23 protein-coding genes are annotated in these 22,647 nt (G+C 35.8%); 18 read left to right on the top strand and 5 right to left on the bottom strand.

Going from position 1 to position 22,647, the window contains the following annotated elements:
• Positions 1 to 20: 20 nt before the first annotated feature.
• From TSYNT_RS06590 to TSYNT_RS06580, 3 genes are read right to left on the bottom strand one after another with little or no spacing between them, the layout of a single operon-like run.
• Positions 21 to 1,340: a PTS sugar transporter subunit IIC gene (locus TSYNT_RS06590; RefSeq protein WP_059032699.1), complete on the bottom strand. Its 1,320-nt coding sequence runs from the start codon at positions 1,338 to 1,340 to the stop codon at positions 21 to 23.
• A gap of 33 nt (positions 1,341 to 1,373) precedes the next feature.
• Entirely contained in the window at positions 1,374 to 2,297 is a 924-nt protein-coding gene (locus TSYNT_RS06585) for a glycosylasparaginase (RefSeq protein WP_059032888.1), read from the bottom strand.
• 26 nt (positions 2,298 to 2,323) lie between these two features.
• Complete coding sequence (locus TSYNT_RS06580; RefSeq protein WP_059032698.1) at positions 2,324 to 2,659, bottom strand: PTS lactose/cellobiose transporter subunit IIA; 336 nt, start codon at positions 2,657 to 2,659, stop codon at positions 2,324 to 2,326.
• A gap of 303 nt (positions 2,660 to 2,962) precedes the next feature.
• On the opposite strand from TSYNT_RS06580, the gene TSYNT_RS06575 reads away from it, so the two are divergent.
• The 9 genes from TSYNT_RS06575 to TSYNT_RS06535 all read left to right on the top strand — a co-directional run bounded on the left by TSYNT_RS06575 (position 2,963) and on the right by TSYNT_RS06535 (position 10,515).
• The gene (locus TSYNT_RS06575) at positions 2,963 to 4,876 is read left to right on the top strand and encodes a BglG family transcription antiterminator (RefSeq protein ID WP_059032697.1); all 1,914 of its coding nucleotides are present in this window, start codon (positions 2,963 to 2,965) and stop codon (positions 4,874 to 4,876) included.
• Entirely contained in the window at positions 4,873 to 6,003 is a 1,131-nt protein-coding gene (locus TSYNT_RS06570; RefSeq protein WP_059032696.1) for an amidohydrolase/deacetylase family metallohydrolase, read from the top strand. Before TSYNT_RS06575 ends, TSYNT_RS06570 begins: the two co-directional genes overlap by 4 nt.
• Before the next feature lies 1 nt (position 6,004).
• Positions 6,005 to 6,400, top strand: coding sequence for a PRD domain-containing protein (locus tag TSYNT_RS06565; RefSeq protein WP_059032695.1), 396 nt, complete (start codon positions 6,005 to 6,007; stop codon positions 6,398 to 6,400).
• Complete coding sequence (locus TSYNT_RS06560; protein WP_059032694.1) at positions 6,397 to 6,804, top strand: SFCGS family glycine-rich protein; 408 nt, start codon at positions 6,397 to 6,399, stop codon at positions 6,802 to 6,804. Before TSYNT_RS06565 ends, TSYNT_RS06560 begins: the two co-directional genes overlap by 4 nt.
• Positions 6,779 to 7,153 (top strand): DUF4312 family protein, encoded by a 375-nt coding sequence (locus tag TSYNT_RS06555; RefSeq protein ID WP_059032693.1) that lies wholly within the window; start codon positions 6,779 to 6,781, stop codon positions 7,151 to 7,153. Before TSYNT_RS06560 ends, TSYNT_RS06555 begins: the two co-directional genes overlap by 26 nt.
• Positions 7,154 to 7,178: 25 nt before the next feature.
• The gene (locus tag TSYNT_RS06550; RefSeq protein ID WP_059032692.1) at positions 7,179 to 7,898 is read left to right on the top strand and encodes a DUF4311 domain-containing protein; all 720 of its coding nucleotides are present in this window, start codon (positions 7,179 to 7,181) and stop codon (positions 7,896 to 7,898) included.
• Between the two features lie 48 nt (positions 7,899 to 7,946).
• Positions 7,947 to 8,603 carry a DUF4310 family protein gene (locus TSYNT_RS06545; RefSeq protein WP_059032691.1) on the top strand — a complete coding sequence of 219 codons (657 nt, stop codon included), beginning with the start codon at positions 7,947 to 7,949 and terminating at the stop codon, positions 8,601 to 8,603.
• A gap of 66 nt (positions 8,604 to 8,669) precedes the next feature.
• Positions 8,670 to 9,788 (top strand): DgaE family pyridoxal phosphate-dependent ammonia lyase, encoded by a 1,119-nt coding sequence (locus TSYNT_RS06540; RefSeq protein ID WP_059032690.1) that lies wholly within the window; start codon positions 8,670 to 8,672, stop codon positions 9,786 to 9,788.
• On the top strand, positions 9,781 to 10,515 hold the full coding sequence (locus TSYNT_RS06535; protein WP_059032689.1) for a KDGP aldolase: 735 nt from the start codon (positions 9,781 to 9,783) through the stop codon (positions 10,513 to 10,515). Before TSYNT_RS06540 ends, TSYNT_RS06535 begins: the two co-directional genes overlap by 8 nt.
• 64 nt (positions 10,516 to 10,579) lie before the next feature.
• Here TSYNT_RS06535 and TSYNT_RS06530 read toward each other — a convergent pair whose 3' ends face one another.
• On the bottom strand, positions 10,580 to 12,544 hold the full coding sequence (locus TSYNT_RS06530) for a BglG family transcription antiterminator (RefSeq protein WP_059032688.1): 1,965 nt from the start codon (positions 12,542 to 12,544) through the stop codon (positions 10,580 to 10,582).
• Between the two features lie 12 nt (positions 12,545 to 12,556).
• On the bottom strand, positions 12,557 to 13,750 hold the full coding sequence (locus tag TSYNT_RS06525) for a 6-phosphofructokinase (RefSeq protein ID WP_238142652.1): 1,194 nt from the start codon (positions 13,748 to 13,750) through the stop codon (positions 12,557 to 12,559).
• A gap of 383 nt (positions 13,751 to 14,133) precedes the next feature.
• Here TSYNT_RS06525 and TSYNT_RS06520 point away from each other — a divergent pair, with 383 nt between their 5' ends.
• From TSYNT_RS06520 to TSYNT_RS06480, 9 genes are all read left to right on the top strand, one after another.
• On the top strand, positions 14,134 to 16,989 hold the full coding sequence (locus TSYNT_RS06520; RefSeq protein WP_059032686.1) for a sigma-54-dependent transcriptional regulator: 2,856 nt from the start codon (positions 14,134 to 14,136) through the stop codon (positions 16,987 to 16,989).
• Between the two features lie 208 nt (positions 16,990 to 17,197).
• Positions 17,198 to 17,611 carry a PTS sugar transporter subunit IIA gene (locus tag TSYNT_RS06515; protein ID WP_059032685.1) on the top strand — a complete coding sequence of 138 codons (414 nt, stop codon included), beginning with the start codon at positions 17,198 to 17,200 and terminating at the stop codon, positions 17,609 to 17,611.
• A gap of 14 nt (positions 17,612 to 17,625) precedes the next feature.
• The gene (locus tag TSYNT_RS06510) at positions 17,626 to 18,096 is read left to right on the top strand and encodes a PTS sugar transporter subunit IIB (protein ID WP_059032684.1); all 471 of its coding nucleotides are present in this window, start codon (positions 17,626 to 17,628) and stop codon (positions 18,094 to 18,096) included.
• Between the two features lie 70 nt (positions 18,097 to 18,166).
• Positions 18,167 to 18,559, top strand: coding sequence for a PTS sugar transporter subunit IIA (locus TSYNT_RS06505; protein WP_162780994.1), 393 nt, complete (start codon positions 18,167 to 18,169; stop codon positions 18,557 to 18,559).
• 13 nt (positions 18,560 to 18,572) lie between these two features.
• Complete coding sequence (locus TSYNT_RS06500; RefSeq protein WP_059032682.1) at positions 18,573 to 19,085, top strand: PTS sugar transporter subunit IIB; 513 nt, start codon at positions 18,573 to 18,575, stop codon at positions 19,083 to 19,085.
• On the top strand, positions 19,082 to 19,825 hold the full coding sequence (locus TSYNT_RS06495; RefSeq protein ID WP_059032681.1) for a PTS mannose/fructose/sorbose/N-acetylgalactosamine transporter subunit IIC: 744 nt from the start codon (positions 19,082 to 19,084) through the stop codon (positions 19,823 to 19,825). Before TSYNT_RS06500 ends, TSYNT_RS06495 begins: the two co-directional genes overlap by 4 nt.
• Entirely contained in the window at positions 19,818 to 20,621 is an 804-nt protein-coding gene (locus TSYNT_RS06490; protein ID WP_059032680.1) for a PTS system mannose/fructose/sorbose family transporter subunit IID, read from the top strand. Before TSYNT_RS06495 ends, TSYNT_RS06490 begins: the two co-directional genes overlap by 8 nt.
• A gap of 2 nt (positions 20,622 to 20,623) precedes the next feature.
• Positions 20,624 to 21,715, top strand: coding sequence for an SIS domain-containing protein (locus TSYNT_RS06485; protein ID WP_059032679.1), 1,092 nt, complete (start codon positions 20,624 to 20,626; stop codon positions 21,713 to 21,715).
• 53 nt (positions 21,716 to 21,768) lie between these two features.
• Positions 21,769 to 22,491, top strand: a complete 723-nt coding sequence (locus TSYNT_RS06480; RefSeq protein ID WP_059032678.1) for an N-acetylmannosamine-6-phosphate 2-epimerase — start codon at positions 21,769 to 21,771, stop codon at positions 22,489 to 22,491.
• The last annotated feature ends 156 nt before the right edge of the window (positions 22,492 to 22,647 follow it).

Genomic DNA, 22,647 nt, shown 5'->3' with positions numbered 1-22,647 from the left:
CCGAACTTACAAAAGTAGTTTTACTCCTCGATTTGTGCCTGCGCTTGCTCCTCCTCGTATCTTTGCTTGTCTGCCATCGCTATAAACGGCCACCAGATTGCTCCGACAATTAATATATCTACAAGTTGAAGCACTGCCCCAGTCCAGTGACCTGTAATAAGGAAGCCTTGAATTATCGGCGGTGTAGTCCACGGAAGAATGACACCTGTAGGCCTTGCAACAATGTTGGCTGCCATCGCAAGATAATTTACTATAGTTATTGTCACAGGACCCAAAATCAAGGGTATCATCATTATTGGATTAAGAACTACAGGAAGACCAAACATTATAGGTTCATTTATGTTGAACAAGCCAGGTGCAAGAGATAATTTGCCAAGTTCTTTATATTGTTTTGATTTTGCTCTGAGTATAAGCAGGAATACTACAGGTAAAGTAGCGCCGGCACCTCCGATCCAAATCATATCAAAGAACTGTTCTGTAATGATGTTTGGAACAGGAAGGCCTTGTTCAATTGCGGCCAAATTTGCTTCCTGCAAAGGCACCCAGAATGGTCTTAGAATGCCATTCACAATTGCTCCGCCATTTAAACCTATGCACCACAGGAGGGAAATAGCAAAAACTGTCCCAACTGCCCCTAAAAGATTATTTGCTACTAAAGCAGTCATCGGTGCAGCAACAATTTTATAGATAAAATCATGAATATAACCATAGGGCGTCTGAAGGAAAGCAAGACGAACCAGCAACATAAATACGATTACTGCAAATCCGGGAATAAGAGCTGAGAAAGCTCTGCTTACTGCCGGCGGAACACCTTCAGGCATTCGTATAATAATACCCTTTTTGATAAAATAATTAAATATTTCAGTGGATATAATTGCAACTAAAAGTGCTACTAACAGCCCCTGGGTTCCATACCAGCCACCAACTGTTATGACCTTTTCTACGGTATGAACTGTATTATCAATTTCTATCGTCGTAGTAATAGGCGTTACAAGTATAAATGAAGCAATTCCTAATAAGGATGCCGAGAAAGCATCAATTTTGTAAGATTGGGCTAGCTTGTATGCTACTGCTGCGACTATATATATTGACATTATATCGTAAGTGACTCTTTTTGGAAGTATAATAAACTGATTGAATCCCGGCCCAAAAAGCTTTGTCTGCAGCTCTTGCCATCCGGGAGCAGGAAAATCTTGAATAATAATGAATATAGAACCTATGATTAAGAAGGGCATAAATGAAATAAATCCATCGCGAATAGCGGCTAAATGCCGTTGACCTGCTAATTTTACAGCAAAGGGTAATAATTTCTTTTCAAGAAAATCCTGTACCTTATTCATATAAAATCTCCTTTCATTTTTTGGCTTTAACTTTTACACTATGGGGCTTGTAATTCTTTTAAGGTATTCTTCTAGCCATTGTTGACTGGCCTGAGAGTACAAGGTTTTGCTGCCATGAGGATTTGCAAGGTATACCTTGGGAACATTATCATCCTCGCAAGATACAACAAATGAAAACTCTACATTTGTTCCGACGCCCCAACGTCCCTTATTGTCCATACATACAACAGATATTTCTCCGGATTTTCCCCTCCTTTGCAATAATTTTTGCGTAAGCTCATATACTGACTTTTCTGCAGCTTCTTGTGGACTAAGACCCCTTTCTATCAGTTTTACAGTTTCATAAGACAGGCACCCTTTCATGATATCTTCCCCGAGACCTGTGGCAACAGCTCCGCCGATTTGTGAATCTACATAAAACCCCGAACCTGATAACGGCGAGTCGCCTACACGTCCCCGCTTTTTCATAAATAAACCGCTGGTAGAAGTTCCTGCTGCCATACTTGAATTTTTGTCAAGACAAACCATACCTACTGTATCGTGACCATCGTACGGGCTAAGGTTCTGTTCTCTTATTTCCCTAATTCGTTTGTCCCAGATCTTTTTGGCACGTTCTGTTAACATGTTTTTTCTTTCAAAACCGTTTTTATGAGCATATTCTTCAGCGCCAATGCCAACTAAAAAGATATTAAATCTTTCTCGACTAAGATGGCGGGCAATGCTAATGGGATTTTTAAAGTCGCGAATTCCTCCAACTGCACCGATAGATAAAGTATCTCCATCCATAAAAGCTGCATCCAGTTCCACTTCGCCGTTTTCATTGGGCAATCCGCCGTAACCTACTGACTTATAAAAGGGATAATCTTCAACCGCCATTATAGCATTTTCTAATGCATCACCTGCGCTTGAACCGTCTTTCAGCATTTTTGCAGCTTTTTCAACGCCTTCAAGGGCCATGCGCCATGTAGCAATTATTCCAAAGCTCAATTAAATTTGCCTCCTTTTGAAACTTCTGCAAGCTTTCTATAAAGCTGTATCATTTCCTTAATTAATATTTGAGCAAGCATTGCATTCATCAGATGGTCTTGTGCATGAACCATTAATATAGAATATTCACTTTTAATGCCCTGTGCTTCTTGAGTAATAAGACCCGTTTGAACTTTATGAGCTTCGGTAATAGAAAGACTTGCTTGCTGCATTAAGCTGTCAGCTTTTTCAAAATCGCCTACTCGTGCGGCATCTAAAGCCTGCACCATCTGCGCTAAGGCATCTCCGGCGGAAGCAATAATTTTAACAGAAACTTCTTCTATGTTTTGCATGACTGCCACCTTTCTACATTATTTTAATTTGATGCTTCTAAAACTATTTTATAAAGTAAGTTATACCTTCTTCAAATAAATATTTTCCTAACAGAAAGGAAAAACATAGTTTGGTTTTAAAAATAAAGTACTAAATTGCAATTAGTATGGTGCAATAAATTGAACTTATTATATTAAAGGATATTCCAAGGAAATAGCGAATATTATTATCAAAAGTTAATTGGAAAGTATATAGATATAGTATTTTATTTCAACAATGGTTTTGCAAAAATAATACTTTTGAATATAAATAAAGGTGATTTTATGGATTTATCAGAGAGACAGCGCCATATTCTGTATGAATTTTTAAATGAAGAAAATCAGATGTATACGGCAGAAGAGTTGGCTAATAAGTATAAAGTGAGCAAGAGAACTATATATAATGATTTGCAGGACATTAGAGAGTGGATTTCCAGTAAGGGGCTGGAATTATGTATTAAGCCAGGTACGGGTATCTGGGTAAATAGGGAGAAAAACGATCAAGAAACTATTTGTAAAATCAAAAATGAACTCTCTGATTTTAAGCCATATATAACTCCGTTATCGAAAGAAGAACGAGTGAAAGCAATTATAAGTATTCTTTTAAAAGAAAGCGATACTGTTACCATAAGCGATATATGCTCCCGTACCGGTATTAGCAGAACCACCTTTTATAATGATTTAAATGATGTTGAAAATTGGTTTAAAAGGTTTGACCTGGATGTTGTCAGGACACAGAAAAAAGGTGTGGCGTTAGAAGGAGATGAAGATAATAAAAGAGAGGCTATCATAAGCTTTCTTACAGAAAATCTCGATGAATCGCAAATGTTAAGTCTTCTAGAAATAAATAATAATTATGCAAATACAATGAAAAAACCAGGAGACAATATTGTTATAGACCTTTTTTCCACCTATTTGTCTAATATCAACTTAGAACCTATAAAAATCTTCGTGAATGAATCGCAAAAGGCCTTAGGTTACAGGTTTACCGATAGTGCTTTTTTGGCATTAGTAGTCCATATAGCAATGGCGGTAAAAAGGATTAAAGATGGTTTTAATATAACTATTGATGAGCAGAAACTAAATTTCCTAAAGCAAAATCCTGAATATGAGATATCGAAACTTTTGAGCAAAAAAATAGAGAAAGAATATGAAGTTGCTATTCCTGAAGCTGAAGTAGGATATATAACATTACATCTTTTAAGCGGAAAAATTAATCAGAGCTATAAAGAGGAATTAAATCCGTCGTTAAATAATTGTGTTGCTACTATGATAGAGACAGCCGGCAGCATCTTGGGGATGGACCTTTCGAATGATGAAGAACTATCTAAAGGATTAAATCTTCATTTATCTGCCACATACAACAGGCTAATGCTGGGAATGGAGGAAAAAAACCCTCTCAAAGATATTGTTTTAGAAAAATATGCACAGCTATATTCAACCGCCAAAATAATGGCTGAGGTTTTTGAAAAAGATACCGGATATTCCTTAGATGATGATGAAATAAGCTACATTATGATGTATCTGGGAGCTGCCATAGAAAGGGCAAAGGGAACACAGACAAAAAAAGTATACGCAGTATGTCCCACCGGTTTAGGAGGAGCCCAGTTACTTGTAGCAAACCTCAAAAATAAATTTCCCGATATAGTAGTCAAGGGAACGATTTCGATGTCTGAAGCCGAGTCATTAAATGATCCTGAAGTAGATGCAATTATTTCTACAGTTAATTTTAAGAACGATAATTTTCCGGTCATTTCCGTAAGCCCATTTGTATCAGAAACTGATATGGTTCGCATATACAATGTTTTAAATGTGGAAACCAGCAAGTTTCAAAGTAAAAGATCGGCCAATAATTTAAAAATAGCAAACAAAGAAGAGATCCCGGCATTTATAAGCATAATTTCCGATCTAGCATGTTTCGTTGATAGGCTTAAAAATAAACTTGCAATCAAAATGAGCAATGAAACTTATTTAGGGCTAATTATTCACTTAGCTTTGAGACTTTCTTTAAGTTCTAAAGAGAAGGACCTTTTTAAAGGGCAGTCATTTAAATTGACAAATGATAAATCAGAGGTCGATTCCGTTATATATGAAGAAATGAAAGATTTGTGTAAAAAGTATCCCTTTACCATAATGGATGAGGATATTTTAGCAATAAAAGCATATATGAGTTTAAATAGTGAGGATGTGACGAAGTGAAAGCCCAAACTTTAGTTATAAAAAATGCAAGGATAATTGACCCAATGAAATGCGCTGACTTTAATGGCGATATCTTAATCGAAAATGGTAAAATTTCAAAAATAGATCATGATATTTATAAAGAAAATGCGTCGTTCGTGATCGAAGACAAGAATATAATAGTAACACCTTCTCTAGTAGATATGCATACCCATGTCTTTCCTGACGTAACACCTCTTGGGGTATTGCCGGACACAGTAGGAGTAAATATGGGCGTGGGTATTTTGGTAGATGCCGGCAGCGCAGGGGCATATACCTTTGAAGACTTTAAAAAGAATGTAATTTGCAAAAGCAGAACGAAAGTATATGAATTTTTAAACATTGCCAAAGATGGACTTAAGAAGGGAACGGGAGAGCTTTCAGATTATAACAATATCGATATTGAAGCTAATAAAAAAGTTATCTTAAATAATAGAGAAGTTATCAAGGGGATAAAAGTAAGAGCAAGTGCCAGCGTAGTAGGCAATTTAGGAATTGGTCCCGTAAAAATTGCTAAAGAATTTGCTAAAGAGATGGAACTACCTTTAATGGTGCATATTGGAAATGCTCCGCCGGAGCTTAAGGATGTTCTGAATCTGCTAGACAAGGGAGATATTGTAACCCATATTTATCATGGCAAGCAGGGCGGTCTTTTCAACCCGGATGGTACAGTATTAAAAGAGGCTTTAGATGCATATGAAAGAGGAGTCTTATTTGACGTAGGCCACGGAACATCTAGTTTTAATTTTAAGGTTGCGCAAAAAGCTTTTAGCCTGGATATAAAACCCTATACAGCCGGCACCGATATATACAATCAAAATATTAATGGTCCTGTGTACAGCCTAACTACTACATTGACTAAGCTTGTAAATTTGGGTCTTAGCCTAGGTGAAGTCGTAACATTGGCGACAATAAATCCAAGGACAATACTGGGCATAGAAAATCAACCTATAGAAACAGGCTACAAGGCGGAAATTACGGTTATGCAAAAAATTGATGAACAATATTTGCTTATAGATTCAGATGGAAATAAAATGAAAAGCAATTTCAAACTTGTTCCGAGATATTTAATTACAGGAGAAGAATTAATTAATACAGAAGGAGAGTAAAATGGACTACATGTCAGTTGTGCAAAAAGAAATGCAGCTAAATACAGAGGAAATCTCAGAGTTAAAGTCATTTATGGAAAGATTAATAAGCGAATCACAAAAAGAGGGTATTCATTTTAGTGAATCTAGAAAAATAGCAGTCGCTGCTCATTATATAAGTCTGATAAGAAGACTAAAAGCAGGAGAATACTTACCGGAGATGGATTTAAGCGCAGTTAAGTCGCAGCTTGACGGCAAGATAATGGACATAGCACTAAAGTCAGCAGAGCCTATTTTCAGCAAGTATAACTTAGATGTTGACGAGCGAGAAGTAATTTTAATTGCTACACATATCGGAGCCGCTAAAGAGGAACAAAATAAAAGTGAAATAAATAGCTTAGAGGAGGGAAAATTATGAGTGATAATGAGAAAAAGATTTTGGTAGTTATAGGAGACAGGCTCGGGAAGGGCCAGAAGGTGGCAAAGGGAGTTGAAAAGGCAGGCGCAGAAGCATACGTAATCCCAGGGATGGCAGCGGATATGAAGTTGGCTGATGTTATGCATGAAAAAAATGCTGACATAGGGTTATCGTTTTGCGGCAGTGGAGGCGCAGGAGCTCTTGTGGCGGCGAACAAATATGGCTACAAGGTTGCTCATCATTTAAGGTCGATAGACGCAGGCATAACTGCATTAAGAGAGGGAGCCAGAGTATTAGGATTTGGCTTTATGGATGTAGAAGAACTTGGTTTTAGAATTGTTGAAGAATATAAGAAAATTCTTCAAGAAGGGAAAGAAAATGGAAAATCTAAAGGCAAAAAGTGAAAATCAGTTAAAAGAAATAGTAAAAGAGTTTAATATCTCGGGAAGAGGCAAAAGCGAAACTCTTGCGATTCAAAACGCCTTTACAAATCTAAGAAAAGAAGTATATGCATCAATAGATGGGTGTATTGTATTTATGGAACCCGAAGCATTTCGCATTGACAAAATGACAATAAAAGAAAGGGAAGAAAAATTTCTTTGGGTTTTTATGCCAAAGATAAAAAGGGAATATCTAGTTAAATCAACTATTCAAGTTCGGATTAGATATATAGATTACAAAGAAGATAGTGTTGAGGTAATTCGAGATGGTAAGAAAAGGTTAATTAATCGCCTTCAAGAAAATAGTCTATAACTAAAAATAAAGGAGGTTCCAAGCCATGTTAGTCATTATTATTAAATCAATCATAATCGGAGCTTTGGCTGGCGCTGCGGTATCAGCTGGCGCTGCAAGAATGTTCTTTGCTCCGGAAGTTCAGTCTATGGGGTCGTTCCGAACCATCGGAGAACTTAACGCATGCAAAGGAGATCCGATTACGCATTTTTCTTTTGGTCTTGGTTTTCTTTTTAACTCTGCAGCTTCTGTTGTCGGAGCAGGCGCCTTGACGCAAGATGTGCTGCACAGAGTAGTGCCAAACTGGGCAGAAGCTCTACTGCTGCTTAAAAATCCAAAAGCGGAAGAGACCATGTATAATCCTACTGCCATGGCAATTAGCGGTAGCATAGTAGGCGCCGTTGTAGTGACGTTTTTGAATACCATTGCATCTGCCATTCCAGAATCTATGTCGATGGTTGCCCAAAAGATATTAGGACCTGCATCAAATTTAATGATAAATCCTGTAATGCCGATAATATTTTGGATTGCTGCACTTGATGCAGGTAAAACTACCGGGATTTTCGGAACTATATTTGGTGGATTAGCGCATATGATAATGGGCAATGCTGTGCCCGGCGTTGTGCTTGGCATCTTAATCGGCAAATCTTTTGAAGAAAATGAAAACCAAAGTTCTAACTGGGCATTATTACTAATAGTTATTGCGCTGTTTGCGGTTATTGCGTATTTCCGTGGATTTTATGCTAATCTTTTAAAGTTTTTTTAAGATTGTTTTGCATTAATAAAATACTTTAGAAAGAATGGAGGATTTATAATGGAAGAGAAGAAAACGATAAACTCAAAAAGCTTTTTAATGAGCCCCCTTGCTTTTCCCGTGATTACCGCACTTGCTTGTGCCGCAGTTTTTGCCGGCACGCATATGTTTGTGATGTATCATGTAGGGGCGTTCAATGAAATTTTTGTAGTTCAAATGTTTGATGAAGGATTAAAAACCGGAGATTTTGCTGCCGCGGCTGGTTTTGCAGGTGGCTTCCTTCTAGCGAGAATTTTGGAAGGTCCGCTGGTTGGAGTCTTAGATATTGGTGGTTCGATTATGACAGGAGTCGGGATTGGAATACCTGCCATGCTTATGGCATCCGGCATTAAAGCCCCTATATACAATTTTAGCTTATCTCTTCTTACAGGTGCGGGAATCGGTATAGTATTAGGAATAATTATAATGGCTATAAGGAAAATTATGCCTGAAACTACCACTTCTTTTGGAACCGACGTAATGATGGGAGCAGGTAATGCTTCCGGAAGATTCTTAGGCCCGCTTGTTATTTTATCAGCCATTCAATATAGTATTCCGGCAGGCATAGGAGCTTTTGTCGGCGCAGCTCTTTTTTATAAATATGATAGACCGATAGCCGGCGGCGCAATTTTAGGAGCTATGATATTAGGAATAGTGTTTCCGGTTCCGGTAGCATAAGCTTCTGGGAGGGCAAGCAAAATATATTTTTATCTTAAACAGTTGAAAGTAAGGTGCTTAAAGTAAATGACAATTTATGAAAGTTTAGGTTTAAAGAAAGTAATTAATGCAAGCGGTAAAATGACGGCGCTTGGAGCAAGCGCCGTGAAAAAGGAAGTTGCCGAATACATGGCGCAGGCTGCCCAAGAGTACGTTGAGATAGATTCATTAATCGACAAAGCCGGAGAAATCATATCATCATATACACAAGCCGAAGATGCCTGCGTCACTTTGGGAGCTGCGGCTGGTATAGCGATTAGCGTTGCTGCATGCATCACAAAAGGAAACATGAAATTAGCAGAACAATTGCCAAACAGCGAAGGCATGCAAAACGAGATCATCATTCAAAAAGGACACAGCGTAAACTTTGGAGCTCCCATAGTCCAAATGGTATCACTGGGCGGCGGAAGACCTATAGAAGTGGGACAGGCAAACAAAACAGAGTCTTTCCACATAGAAGGCGCGATTAATGAAAAAACAGCGGCACTGCTGTTTATCAAATCTCATCATACCGTTCAAAAAGGCATGGTTTCATTTCAAGCCATGGCGGACATAGCTCATAGGCACAATCTTCCCCTTATTGTAGATGCAGCCGCAGAAGAAGACATTAAAAAATACTATCAACAAGGAGCCGATCTTGTAATATATAGCGGAGGTAAGGCAATCGGCGGTCCGACTTCCGGCTTTATATGCGGAAAAAGAGAACTTATCAGTTGGTGCAAAAAACAGTACAAAGGTATCGGCAGAGCGATGAAAGCCAGCAAAGAAAGCATAATGGGACTTTTAAAAGCTATAGAGCTATACGTAAACGAGGATAATCATGCCATTGCTTTAGAAAACAAGCAAAAGATGGAAAAACTTGCACAAAACTTAGCCGACCTAAAAAACATAAATGTTAGCATAAAACAAGATGAAGCCGGACGAGAAATATACAGGGCCGAAATAAAGATCGATGAAAAAGCGGCTAAAATTACTGCATATGAAATTATAGAAAAACTTAAATGCGGCAATCCATCAATATATGTCAGAGACCACTATGCAAACTTAGGAATAATAAGTATCGACCCAAGAAATTTAAAAGAAAAAGATGATGAAATAATAGCTGACAGATTGCATGAAATACTGGAGGGAATAACTAATGCTTAAATTTTACAAAGATCGCATTGCTATAAATATATTAGCACATGACGCAGACAACCTTATTGAATTAAACAAGATTGCAAATGGATATATGGCCGTAGGCATAATGGCGCAACATTATGCCAAAATTGAAGATGCCATTAAAGTAGCTAATGAATTTAAAAAATACAGCGCGATTTCAGTCGGACTTGGCGACGGCAGCGCATCCCAGTGGGAAAGGTGTTTAGAGATTGCAAAAGCGACAAATCCGGATCATGTAAACCAGACATATCCTACAGCCGGATACGCAAAAGGCTTTTTGACGGCGACAGGATATACCGGCACGATAGTAAATGCATTGGTAAAGCCATCTGATGAAATAGGAAAAGTCGTGATATCCACTGGGCCTTTAAGCGAAAAGAACATCGAAACGTTAGTCGATGTTTCTACTGCTGCCGCTATGATAAAAGAAGCAAAAATTGATTCTGTAAAGTTTTTCCCCATGCATGGAACAGAAAAGCTAAATCATATGATTGCTATGGCCAAAGCTGCAAGCAAAGCGGGAATTGACATATTTGAACCTACAGGCGGTATAAATGAAGATAACATAGAGGCAATAGTAAAAGCATGTCTTGATGCAGGATGCAAGAAAGTCATGCCCCATATATACAGTTTCATTGTCGAAAAAGAAACCGGCAAAACAAAATCAGAAAGCGTAAAGAAGATATTTGAAATATTATCAAAGATAGTGTAGGAATATCAAGAAGATAAAAACTCCCTGTGAACTTAGAAGGTACACAGGGAGTTTTTATATTTATTTATTGCGTTCCATAGTAGTCAAGTATTATTCCTTTAAATTCATCAAATTTTTTCGCCTTGATTAGCCGGCTTACGGCGTAAGGGTCATCTAAGATCTGCATGAGGTATTTGTACAGGCTCTGGAGGCTTTTTACATCAGATTCGTTGATAGCGAACATAAAAACAATCTGAACTTTATAATCGCCCCAGTCGATAGGTTTTTTAAGAATTGCAACAGATATTGCGGTCTTATAGGCGTTCATCACTAAAGCATGAGGTAAAGCCACCATATTGCCAAAAGATGTGGGAGAAAGAGACTCTCTTTCTACGACAGAATCAAAATATGTTGGCGGAACATAGCCTTTTTCATACAGGTTATTTGCCATAAACTTAATGATTTCGAAGCTGTCATCTATATCTAAATCCGGAAAAAATAACTCTTCGACTATAGCACGATCTATTCTGCTTACAACTGCCCTTACATTCATAACAATTTCAAAAAAGCTCAACTGTTTATTAATTTCTTGAATATCTTTTTTATCAAGAAATGGGGAAATAAAAATTACAGGTACGTCAAAATGATTTTGTAAATCTGCTGTGCTTATAATAAAATCAGGTTTCATATCCTTTGCCATATTATATTCTACAATTGATAGAACATCTATTATCTCAAGCTTGCTTCCGAATTCGGAATTTATCTTTGAACTTAGGATATCTCTTAGATTTTCGGTGCAAATTAAGATAACTTTTTTCTTTGATGCAGTTTTTTGATTAAGGCGTTCAAACGCAGCTCCTAAATGAAGCGCAAAAAAGCCAATTTCGTTTTCGTTCATTTGTATATTTGTAAGTTTGTAGAATTCATTTGATAAAAACACTGCAAGCTCAAAAATAAATGGGTATCTATGCTTTAGTTCCTCTAAAATGGGATTTCTAAGAATAATACTATTTTTAATTCTGCTGTCCATAGCTTTTATGTGCATAGCAAGACCTACAAGCAAATCTTCATCTTCTGAAAAATTTATTCCGAAGTTATCATAGACAGATTTAATTAGCTTTTGAGTAATATCTATATATTTTGTTTCAATAACATTTTCTAAATAGTGAAAGCTACTGCTCTTGCTTTTTAAAATTCGCTTTCCTAAAATCATATAACCAATATATAAAATTTCCTCTTTCGGGAAATTAATGCCGAATCTTTCAGACAACCCCTGAGCAATGTCTTTTGCCAATTTATATTCGTTTGTGTTTAAAAAACTTTCAAGGTATGGAGAGTCTTCGATAAAATAATTATTTTTAATTCTTCTAAGAGAAATAGCTATGTGAATAACTAGGTTCAATAAGCCGATTTCATTTATTACAAGATCGTTCTTCCTAATTGCCGATAGAACAATGTCCTGTATCGCGGACATATTAAAATCTTCGAAATAGCTATCATATTTTGATATGTTTAGGAAGTTATTGCCTGCCTCTTTAAAGAGCAACTGACTGAGCAAATTTCTTTTGCTTTCTTCGGAACCCTCCAAAAAGATATTATCTGAGTTTCTCTTAAGATTTAGGTTACAAGAAAACTCCTCAACAATTTTTCTAACTTTTACAAGATCACTTTCGATAGTACAGTCGCTTACCATAAGCTCGTCAGCTAAATCATATATATTAATTGCCGCCTTTTCAAATAGCAATCTTTTAAGGATAAAATTCGCTCGTTCATCTGGATAAATCGGCAAAGTATTCTGCAACGTCTCAATTTGTTTTAGCAACTCTAATGCTTTTTTGCGATCTGAGATAATGTAGCCATCGCGCTTAGAAGAAATGATCAAAGGCGGGTCAATGCCAATTTCTGCGTTAAGTTGTTGTATGTCATTTCTTATAGTCCGCGCAGAAACACCTGCTTCAATAGCGATTTCCGGACCTTTTACCCAGCGATCTTGCTTATATAACATCTCCAGTATGAATTTTTGGCGGGGAGATATATTAAGTTTACTCAAGCAAATTCTCCTTCATATAAATCTTATGTATTTTGGCAGCCCTTCTATAAAAGGAACTTTTACCTCGCCTTGAATAAGGGGCAGCATGTAATCGAGGGCATCCCGGGTAACCCATCTATTCGTCTTGTCTATCCACTGGTCGGGAAAGAATTTTGTGCGGTTTGCAACCTCGGATAAAGGAACTGCTCCGGCGCTAAAGATGCTATCTGTTTTTTCTATGGATATCATAACATCGCAAATGCCCTTCATTAATTTATCTACGGCTTCTTTACCTACCATAACAGCTGCTTCATTATCTGCAAGAGATGCTATATGGGCAGCGCACCTTTGGAGAATTGAAAGCTCGACAACTTTGACGCGTTTTGATATATTCTCAGCTACAAGTTGCTTCATATAGCTGCCTACTCCGCCCATTTGGATGTTTCCGAAAGCATCAGCTTTTTGTTCTTTTAAATAGATATAATTGCCGTTTTTGTTTTTAAGTCCTTCAGAAGCTACTATAAACACTTTGCCATGGTTATCCTTAAAAACTGTCTTAACATCGTCCAAAAATTCCTTTTCATCAAAAGACATTTCTGGAAAATATATTAAATGGGGAGAATTTACAACATTATCGCGGGCTAAAGCGCTGGAAGCCGCCAAAAATCCACTGTCCCTTCCCATTACCTCAACAATTGTAACAATGTCTTTTGCATAAACCTCTGCATCAAGAGCCATCTCCCTTACGCTTGACGCAATGTACTTTGCAGCACTTCCGTAGCCCGGACAAAAATGAGTATTTACCAAGTCATTGTCTATGGTCTTTGGAACACCGATGACCTTTATATCTCTACATGTTTTTTTCATATGTTCGGATAACCTGTGAGCTGTATCCATTGAATCATTGCCGCCTATGTAAATAAAATAGCCTATATTATGTTTATCTAAGATTGAACATATTTTCTCAAAGTCTTCGTCTTTCAATTTATGACGACAAGAGCCAAAAGCTGCCGAAGGAGAATACCTTAAAAGATTTAAATCGTTTTCGCTGATATTTGTTACTTCTGCAAGGTTATCGTTTAATATGCCTTCTATGCCGAACTTTGCTCCATAAATCTTAATACCATATTTTAAAGCTTCCTTAATAATACCGTAGCAGCTAGCATTTATGACCGAAGTAGGTCCTCCTGACTGGGCAAAGGCAAGGTTCTTTTTCAAAAAATCCACTCCATTCCTAATTTATTTAGCCTCAATATTATATTCGGGAAAAGTTTTCTTAAATTATAACATTTGACACAAAGACCTACAAGGAGGAGATGTTATATGGCAAAAACAGCTATATAATAAATGCCAAATTACAAAAAACAATTATTCAAGGTTCGTGTTTTTAATTTGTATATTGAAAATGGCAGGAATTTATGAAACCTAATGGCGGCCGATCTCATAACTTACCTTAGAAGTTTATAGCACAGATAAGGCAAAAAGATATTATTTGTGCTATATTGTGGTAAATGTTATAATGTTAATTAGATAATTTTTAAAAAACAATTTAGCATTTTGGATATAACCAATAAGACATTTTAGTTTCTCATGCTAAGGGAGCAGGATTTATGAATAGAAAAGAAAAAGTATACAATGCTTTAGGAAAGTTGACACAGAATATTTTACTCAAAGATTTAACGGAAAATTCCGATATTGGATTTGACGCAGAAACTATTTCCGCTATTGCACAGGTTGATCGCAGCAACGCCAGTCGAGAGCTGAATGAATTAGCGCGAGAAGGAAAAGCGATAAAAATAAATGGAAGGCCGGTAAAGTTTCTTGACAGATCTCATTTAGAGCAAATTGCGAAATTAGATTTTGAAAATGGGTACATATTTGACACACTAAATGATTTTTTAAAATTCTTTAATACTGCCGATACTGCCGAAAAAGAAAAGATAGAGAAAATGAGCGATCCTTTTGATAGAATAATTGGTTCAAGAGGAAGCTTGGCGCTTGCTATTAAGCAGGCAAAAGCTGCAATTCTCTACCCGCCAAAAGGCCTTCACACATTAATAACCGGTCCTACGGGCGTGGGCAAAACAACTTTTGCAGAAATGATGTACCAATATGCCCTCTATGCAGGAAGTATACCTAATGATGCGAAACTTGTTATTTTTAATTGTTCCGAATATGCTGATAATCCTCAATTGATTTTATCGCAACTTTTTGGACATACAAAAGGAGCATTTACAGGGGCTATAAATGAAAAAGCAGGACTTGTGGAAATGTCTGATAGAGGTATTTTACTGTTAGATGAAATACACAGACTGCCACCGGAAGCCCAAGAAATGCTATTTTTACTTATGGATAAGGGAATTTACAGAAGACTTGGCGAGACGGATAAGTACAGACAAGCAACTGTGCTTATAATCGGAGCTACAACAGAAAATATCAATTCTGCATTATTAAAAACTTTTCTGCGCAGAGTGCCCATGACAATAAATCTTCCGTCCTTGGAAGAAAGACCTATGGAAGAAAGGATGGAGCTTATAGAGGAATTTCTTATAAATGAAGTAAATAATGTTAATGTGCCTGTTAAAGTCCATAAAGATGTAATAAGAGCGTTTTTACAATATAATTGCACAGGTAATATAGGTCAACTAAAAGGTGATATCCAGCTCTTGTGTGCCAGAGGTTTTCTTGATTACAAAACATATGGCAAAAAAGAAATAGAGATAAACATCAATTTTTTGCCTGAGCATGTTTACACTGGTTTGTTAAACCAAGAGAAAAGCAGAAATGAGATAATAAATCTATTACGATATGAAAAAGATTATTATACTTTTACACCTCAGGATAGAGAGAATTTTTTGACCGTAGATAATTACGATCTATCTGATAATTTATATAAAGAAATAACTGATAAGTATAATCACTATTTCAAGATTGGGTATTCAGGAAGTTCAATAAATGAAATAATCAGCGAAGATATTGAAAAGTATTTAAAAGAACTTATGAAAAAATACAATGCTGAAAAAGAGCTTCCGGTCAAAGAAGAGCTTTTCAAGATTATAAGTCCGAAGGTGTACAATGCAGCAGAAATGGCGCTTACTCTTGCTCAGCAGAAGCTTAATCGAACATTTAGCACAAGGGCCGTAATTGGACTTGCCATGCATATTAGTGCATTGATAGAAAGAATATCTAGTGGAGAAATTATTTACTCTGAAGAAATAAATAAAATTGCTTTAAACAATCCGGAAGAATTTAGAGCTGCAAAGCTGGTAAGGGAAGTGCTTCAGCAAGAGCTGGAAATTAATATACCAAAAGAAGAAATTGGTTTTTTAACTATGTTTTTAAGCACCGTAGATTCTGATACGAGCTATAAGAAAATAGGCGTTATAGTGCTAGCTCATGGAGAATCTACCGCCTCTAGCATAGCAAATGTTGCAAATAGTTTATTGGGAACAGATCATTGCCGAGCAATAGATATGCCGCTTGATGTTAAAGTTGAGGAAATTTTAAACAAAACTATAGAAAAAGTGAAATCCATAGATGAAGGCAAAGGTGTATTGCTTCTTGTGGATATGGGATCTCTTATTGCATTTTCAGAGATAATTACAAAGAAGACAAATATACCAACAAAGTCAATAGAAAATATTTCAACACCAATAGTTATAGAAGCAGTAAGAAAAAGCCTTTTACCGGAAATGAGCCTGTACACCCTCGTAGAAGATATAAAGAATGCGAATCCTTATATAGGCCGAATGGTCAGCGGCGAAGTAATAAACAAAGCCGATATTACAGAGCCTAAGGTAATACTTACTACATGTATCTCCGGAAAAGGAGCTGCTGTAAAAATTGCGCAACTGTTAAGAAATACTTTGCCTTTTTTAGATGAATATAATGTTAAAATAAAACCGGTCGATATTACGGAAAAGGTAAATCAAGCCGGCAATAAAACTCTTTATGAGGGAACAATAAATGATCTGATAGCAGTGGTGGGGACCGTAGATCTACAACTTTCCGGAGTGCCATTTATTCCAATAGATGAACTAATAATTGGAGATGGGATTAAGAAAATAGAAAAAAGTATAAGTGGTTTAAACGCAGGTCCTTATGAAAAAGAGGAAATATCCGGAGATAGTGTTTTCGTCAAACTATTGGAAGGAATGCTTACGTTTTTAGATGCAAAAAAGGCTTTTAAATTCGTAAACGATTCTTATATTATGTTAGTGAAGATGTTAGGAATTAATGATACACGACAATTAAAGACAAGATACATCTTCCATAACTGCTGCATGATAGAAAGACTTATCCAAAATGATATACTTCCATATAGTGGCATAGAAAAACTAATAAAAGAAAAACGTGATATATATGAAAAGGTTAAATACACACTGATAGACATAGAAGAAGCTTTTGGCATTAAAGTACCTGACACAGAAATCGGCTATATAATGGATATTTTTGACACACAGTAGCACACTAATCTTGAAAAGAAAAATTAAATTGAAAAAAGTTTTTAAACTTTATATTAAAAAGGCGAGAAATGCTTCATTTGCAAGCCCTCGCCTTTTTAATATTTATCATGACACACTAATTTGGCACCGAACTTGCATTTAACAATAGGTAATTGCTAAGTAGTTGTATTCACATCAAATATTTTGCATGTATATAGGAGGACAATTTATGGTAGGTATCTTAATAGTTACACATGGCAATTTTGGAACTGAACTTTTAAAAAGCGCTGAACTAATTATAGGGAAGCAAGAAAACGTTGAAACATTAGGACTGAACCCAAGTGACGATATAAAAGAGTTATACATTGCTGTAAGAAGCTCTATTAAAAAATTAGATAAGGGAGATGGGGTTCTAATATTAACTGACTTATTTGGTGGTAGTCCCACAAATGTCACAGCAGCGAGTATAAGTGATTACAAATGCGAAAGTGTCTCAGGCGTTAATTTACCTATGTTAATAGAAGCATTGGATTCTAGGGAATTTATGCCCTTAGAGGAACTAACAGCCAAAACAATTCAAAGTGGCGTTGAGGGGATAAAAAACGTAAAAAATGAATTAGGTAACAAGGCAAATTCTATATAAGGAGTGCTATTAGCATGATGAGGGTAGATGAGCGCCTCTTACATGGACAAATTTTAATTAAATGGCTGGAAGCAAAAAATTCTAATTATATAATAATTATAGATGATGAAGTATCAAATAATCCTATATTAAAAAATATTTTAGAACTTTCTATTCCTCAAAATATGATTGTCGAAATTTATAACTTAGAAAAAGGAGCCGAAATATTAAAAAATAATAAAGAGTTAAATAGCTCTCCTATTATACTAGTTAAAAATTTGCAGATAGTAAGATATCTGCATGAAAAGGGAGTGAAAATAAATGAAATTATAATTGGAAGAATGCCAAGTGGTGTTGGGAAAAAGAAAATTTATTCAAATGTTTTTATATCCGATGCAGATATAGAGACAATTGATTATTTCAGGAGAGAAAAAATACCGATAATCATTCAAATGGTGCCTGATAGTAATCCAATTTCGATTTATGATTTAATTTGGGGAGTTTAGAAACCAACCTTTAATAATTTACTTGAAAGGGGATGATTGTATTACTCAAAAAAATAAAGATATACCATACTTGCTAATTTTAACGCATGGCAAATGGGGCACTGAACTCATAGAAGCTGCGGAAATGGTTTGCGGAAGCTTAAAAAATATTTTTGCGTTTCCTCTGATGCCAGATCAATCCTTAATAGAGTATGTCGAACCAATTGAAGAAATTCTAAGAAATGCTCCCGAAGGCAGCATTATCTTAGTGGACTTATTCGGCGGAACAACATCCAATATAGCCGCTTTATTGTCAAGCAAATATAATATACTAGCTGTAACAGGCCTTAATATTGCTATGTTAATAACCGCAAGTGAAGTTAGAGGGAAATATGGAAGAGAAGAAATATGGGAAAAACTCTTAAATTCATCAATTAATAACTACAAAAACCTTACAGAATTGTTAAGGAATAACTTGACTTAAAAGGAGCAAGGAGATGTTACTACAACTTAGAGTTGATGATAGATTATTGCATGGACAAGTTGGAACTGCATGGACACCAAAATTGCAAGCAGATATGGTAATAATTGCAAATGATAAGGTAAGCAATAACTCTATGCTGAAAATGACAATGAGTTTAGCTAAGCCGGCAGGAGTTGATTTAAAAATTTTAACAATTAATCAAGCAATAGAGTTTTTAAATGATAAAGACGGAAAACTAGCCAATAGAAGAGTATTTATTATAACAGAGTCAATACAAGACGCCGCTTTACTTGTAGAACACGTAAAAGATTTAAATAAAGTAAATTTGGGAGGGATTCGGCAGAGTCAAAATCAAGATAAAGTAAAAATATCAAAACAAGTTTTTCTAAATGAACAAGAAATGAAGATTCTCTCACGAATGGCTGAAAAGAATGTTGAAATTTTCGAACAAATTGCACCATTAGATCCCAAAAAAAACTGGGAAAATATACAAAAATTATTTTCAAAAGGCGGAGGTAAATTATGATAGGAAAAGCTATTATATTAGGCATCCTTGCCGGACTTACTCAACTTGATAGTCGTATAGCAGGCGACAATATGCTACAAAGACCAATTGTAACCGGACTTCTTGTAGGTTTGCTTTTAGGTGATATAAAAACAGGCATTATAGTGGGAGGCTCATTAGAACTTGTAATGATGGGGTTTGTGGGAATAGGCGTTTCTTCACCTGCTGATGTAAATATTGGCGGTATCTTAGGTGCTGCATTTGCAATTATTTCAAAACTAGATATTCAAGCAGCTGTAACTTTGACAATTCCTATAGCGATGTTAGCAAACTTTGTAGGCATTTTTATAAGAACTGTAAACATAGCATTTCAACATATGGCTGATACATATGCTGATAAGGGTGATTATAAAGGTGTTGAAAGAACCTTATGGTATGGGGCAGCTTTGTTTTTTATATGTCCAGCCCTTGTAGTGTTCTTCGGAGTTCTTTTTGGGAGTAATGCAGCGGCAACTCTAGTTTCAGCAGTTCCAATGCAAATTATGGACGGCTTAAAAGTTGCAAGTGGTGTCCTTCCTGCGATTGGAATGGCTCTATTGTTGGATATGACCTTTGATAAAAAGTATGCAGGGTATCTAGCATTAGGATTTATACTAGTTGCATATCTAAAACTTGACATTCTTGCTATTGCTATTATAGGTGGAATAATTGCTTATATAATTTACCAAAACAAGTCTAAGGGCGGTGTTTATAATGGCTAAATATACAAAAAAAGATCTTAAAAGATTGTTTTGGCGCTCATGGCCGATTATGGCGAGCTTTAATTATGAGAGGCTTCAAGCTCAAGGATTTGTTTTTGCCTTAATGCCATTTTTACGAGATCTTTATACGAAAAAAGAAGATTTTATTGCAGCGATGAAGCGGCATTTAACCTTCTTTAACACAACGCCTCAATGCGCCCCATTTATTTTAGGAACTACGTTGGCTTTAGAAGAAGAGTATGCAAAAAATCCGGACGGTTTTGATGTTGAAACAATAAATGCTGCAAAAGTTGCATTAATGGGACCTTTGGCAGCAATAGGAGATTCATTTTTCTGGGGAACATTTAGAATAATTGGAGTTGCTGTAGGTGCACCTTTAGCTGTTAAAGGCAATATACTAGGACCAATAATGTTTATACTTATATATAATATCCCTAATTTCTATGTAAGATGGAAGGGAACTTTTATAGGATACGAACAAGGCATGAATTTTATAACAAATGCTTCTGAAGCCGGGCTGTTTGAAAATCTTATGGAAGCTGCAAAGATTGTTGGGCTGGTTGTAATTGGCGGCATGATAGCAAGCATGGTTTCGCTTTCAACACCCCTCGTGCTTAAAATAGATGAGGGCAAAGTAGTTGTTCAAGAAATTATCGATGGTATTTTCCCGTGCTTATTGCCATTGCTTGCAACTTTAGGTGTATGGAATTTATTAAAGAGAAAGATATCTACTACATGGGTTCTTTTGATTATAATAGCATTAAGTATTTTAGGAAAATATATAGGAGTGGTATAAAATTGAGTATATATAAAAATCTTTCAGAAAAAGCGATGTTAGAGTATATTTATGAAACACCTGAGGCTTTAAAAAATATTTTAGAAAAACGCAAGGATATTACCGAACAATTCATTAATGAGTTTCAAACTAGAAATATAAATAAGATACAGATTATAGGATCTGGAACTTCGTTTCATGGCGGATATGCTACAAGAGGATTTTTAGAAAAATTATTAGGCATACCAGTAGATGCATTTTATCCAATACCATTTAAAGACAGCAGAACAGTATTAGACGAGAAAACAATGGTAATTGGCATTTCACAAGGCGGAAAAAGTTTGTCGACCGTTGCAGGTATTGATTATGCAAAAAGCAAAGGGTGTTACACGGTTGCAATAACAGCTAATGACGATGGAACAAGACTAAGTGAACATTGCGATATGACAATCTTACTTTCTTGTGGTCCGGAACATGCTGGTCCAAAAACAAAAGGTTATCAAGCAACGCTGCTAATTTTATTACTCCTTGGTATAGAATTAGCATTAAGGCAAGGGAAAATAAATGATAGTGAGTACAACAAAATAATTAACCGGCTAAAAGTAACTGTAACTAATCAAAACAATATTATAAGATCATCAGAAAATTGGTATGAGACAAACAAAGATGAGCTTGTTAAAAGCCGTAGAATGATCATTGTTGGTTATGATTCGAATTACGGAACTGCTCTTGAAGGACGACTTAAGATTCAAGAAACTGTGAGATATGGTATAGAAAGTTATGAACTCGAAGAATTTATGCACGGAATCTACAATTCAATTAATGAGGATGTATTTATAATTTACCTAGCATCTGCTGGAAATTATAAAAGCAGAATTATAAGATTAAAGGATTTCCTATCCAATTATACTAAACACAACTTTATTATCGGAAATCTAAAAACAAAAAACGATCCAAAAGCGCTAGATATTAGTTTTGTAGACGATCCTGATTTTTCAATTTTTGAGTATATATTACCTTTACAATGCATAGCGTATTACCTGTCAAAAGACTTAGGTATAAATCCAAACATACCTAAAATCGAAAATTTTCATTCTCTTATGGAAAGTAAATAAGATAGAATGAGTTAATAGCCATCTGTTAGTTTAAAAACCAGAGGAGACGAAAAATGGATAAAGAAGAAATTATTAATAAGTTGAAAAATGGATTGATTGTATCGTGTCAAGCAACACCGGATGAACCACACTATATGAATGGCATTACTATAATGATGGCGAAATGTGCTTATTGGGCAGGTGCAGTTGGGATAAGAGCAAATACACCACAAGATGTAAGATCTATAGCAAAAGAAGTTCCTCTCCCGATTATAGGGCTATGGAAGATAGGAAGGGGAGAGAAAGAGGTATATTTAACGCCTGATATCAATGCTGCAAGAGAACTATATAATGCAGGAGCACAAATAATTGCGGTCCAGGCAACTTCACATATTCGCGATGATGGAAAGCAATCTTATGAAATTATTAAGGAGATAAAGAATGAAATACCTGAAGCATTGATATTTGCAGATGTTAGAAATGCAGAAGACGCTAAAATTGCTGCAGAATATGGTGCAGATTTTATAGCACCGACACTTTATGGTTATACAAGTACACCTCAAGAATTAGTGAAAGTAAAGCACAATTTTGGACCAGATTTAGAATTGCTTGCATCTGTTATTAAAGCAACAGAAAAAACAAATTCTTTAGTAATAATGGAGGGGAAAATTAATACACCGGAACAAGCTGTTATGTGCCTTTATATGGGTGCCCATGCTGTTGTTGTAGGAAACGCTATTACTCGCCCACATATAACGGCAAAGAGATTTGTTGACGCAATCAATAAATATCGATAGAAGTTTTTATATAATTTTAGATTAAATAAATCAGAGAGAATAGCCCGAAACCTTCAATCAATGAGATATGATTTCTGGCTATTCTCTTAATATATTTATATTTTATACTAACTTTTTCGCTAAGTATTAATATAAATAAAACAAAAAGTTTTTCTA

The sequence above is a fragment of the Tepidanaerobacter syntrophicus genome (genome assembly GCF_001485475.2).
Classification (GTDB): domain Bacteria; phylum Bacillota; class Thermosediminibacteria; order Thermosediminibacterales; family Tepidanaerobacteraceae; genus Tepidanaerobacter; species Tepidanaerobacter syntrophicus.
Note: the sequence above shows the minus strand (reverse complement) of the source record. Positions and strands in the feature narration are given on the sequence as shown.

Excerpts from the sequence above, each read along its gene's own strand:
- TSYNT_RS06590 (WP_059032699.1), bottom strand. The coding sequence starts at position 1,340 with ATGAATAAGGTACAGGATTTTCTTGAAAAGAAATTATTACCCTTTGCT.
- TSYNT_RS06585 (WP_059032888.1), bottom strand. The coding sequence starts at position 2,297 with ATGGCCCTTGAAGGCGTTGAAAAAGCTGCAAAAATGCTGAAAGACGGT.
- TSYNT_RS06580 (WP_059032698.1), bottom strand. The coding sequence starts at position 2,659 with ATGCAAAACATAGAAGAAGTTTCTGTTAAAATTATTGCTTCCGCCGGA.
- TSYNT_RS06575 (WP_059032697.1), top strand. The coding sequence starts at position 2,963 with ATGGATTTATCAGAGAGACAGCGCCATATTCTGTATGAATTTTTAAAT.
- TSYNT_RS06565 (WP_059032695.1), top strand. The coding sequence starts at position 6,005 with ATGGACTACATGTCAGTTGTGCAAAAAGAAATGCAGCTAAATACAGAG.
- TSYNT_RS06560 (WP_059032694.1), top strand. The coding sequence starts at position 6,397 with ATGAGTGATAATGAGAAAAAGATTTTGGTAGTTATAGGAGACAGGCTC.
- TSYNT_RS06555 (WP_059032693.1), top strand. The coding sequence starts at position 6,779 with ATGGAAAATCTAAAGGCAAAAAGTGAAAATCAGTTAAAAGAAATAGTA.
- TSYNT_RS06550 (WP_059032692.1), top strand. The coding sequence starts at position 7,179 with ATGTTAGTCATTATTATTAAATCAATCATAATCGGAGCTTTGGCTGGC.
- TSYNT_RS06545 (WP_059032691.1), top strand. The coding sequence starts at position 7,947 with ATGGAAGAGAAGAAAACGATAAACTCAAAAAGCTTTTTAATGAGCCCC.
- TSYNT_RS06540 (WP_059032690.1), top strand. The coding sequence starts at position 8,670 with ATGACAATTTATGAAAGTTTAGGTTTAAAGAAAGTAATTAATGCAAGC.
- TSYNT_RS06535 (WP_059032689.1), top strand. The coding sequence starts at position 9,781 with ATGCTTAAATTTTACAAAGATCGCATTGCTATAAATATATTAGCACAT.
- TSYNT_RS06520 (WP_059032686.1), top strand. The coding sequence starts at position 14,134 with ATGAATAGAAAAGAAAAAGTATACAATGCTTTAGGAAAGTTGACACAG.
- TSYNT_RS06515 (WP_059032685.1), top strand. The coding sequence starts at position 17,198 with ATGGTAGGTATCTTAATAGTTACACATGGCAATTTTGGAACTGAACTT.
- TSYNT_RS06510 (WP_059032684.1), top strand. The coding sequence starts at position 17,626 with ATGATGAGGGTAGATGAGCGCCTCTTACATGGACAAATTTTAATTAAA.
- TSYNT_RS06500 (WP_059032682.1), top strand. The coding sequence starts at position 18,573 with ATGTTACTACAACTTAGAGTTGATGATAGATTATTGCATGGACAAGTT.
- TSYNT_RS06495 (WP_059032681.1), top strand. The coding sequence starts at position 19,082 with ATGATAGGAAAAGCTATTATATTAGGCATCCTTGCCGGACTTACTCAA.
- TSYNT_RS06490 (WP_059032680.1), top strand. The coding sequence starts at position 19,818 with ATGGCTAAATATACAAAAAAAGATCTTAAAAGATTGTTTTGGCGCTCA.
- TSYNT_RS06480 (WP_059032678.1), top strand. The coding sequence starts at position 21,769 with ATGGATAAAGAAGAAATTATTAATAAGTTGAAAAATGGATTGATTGTA.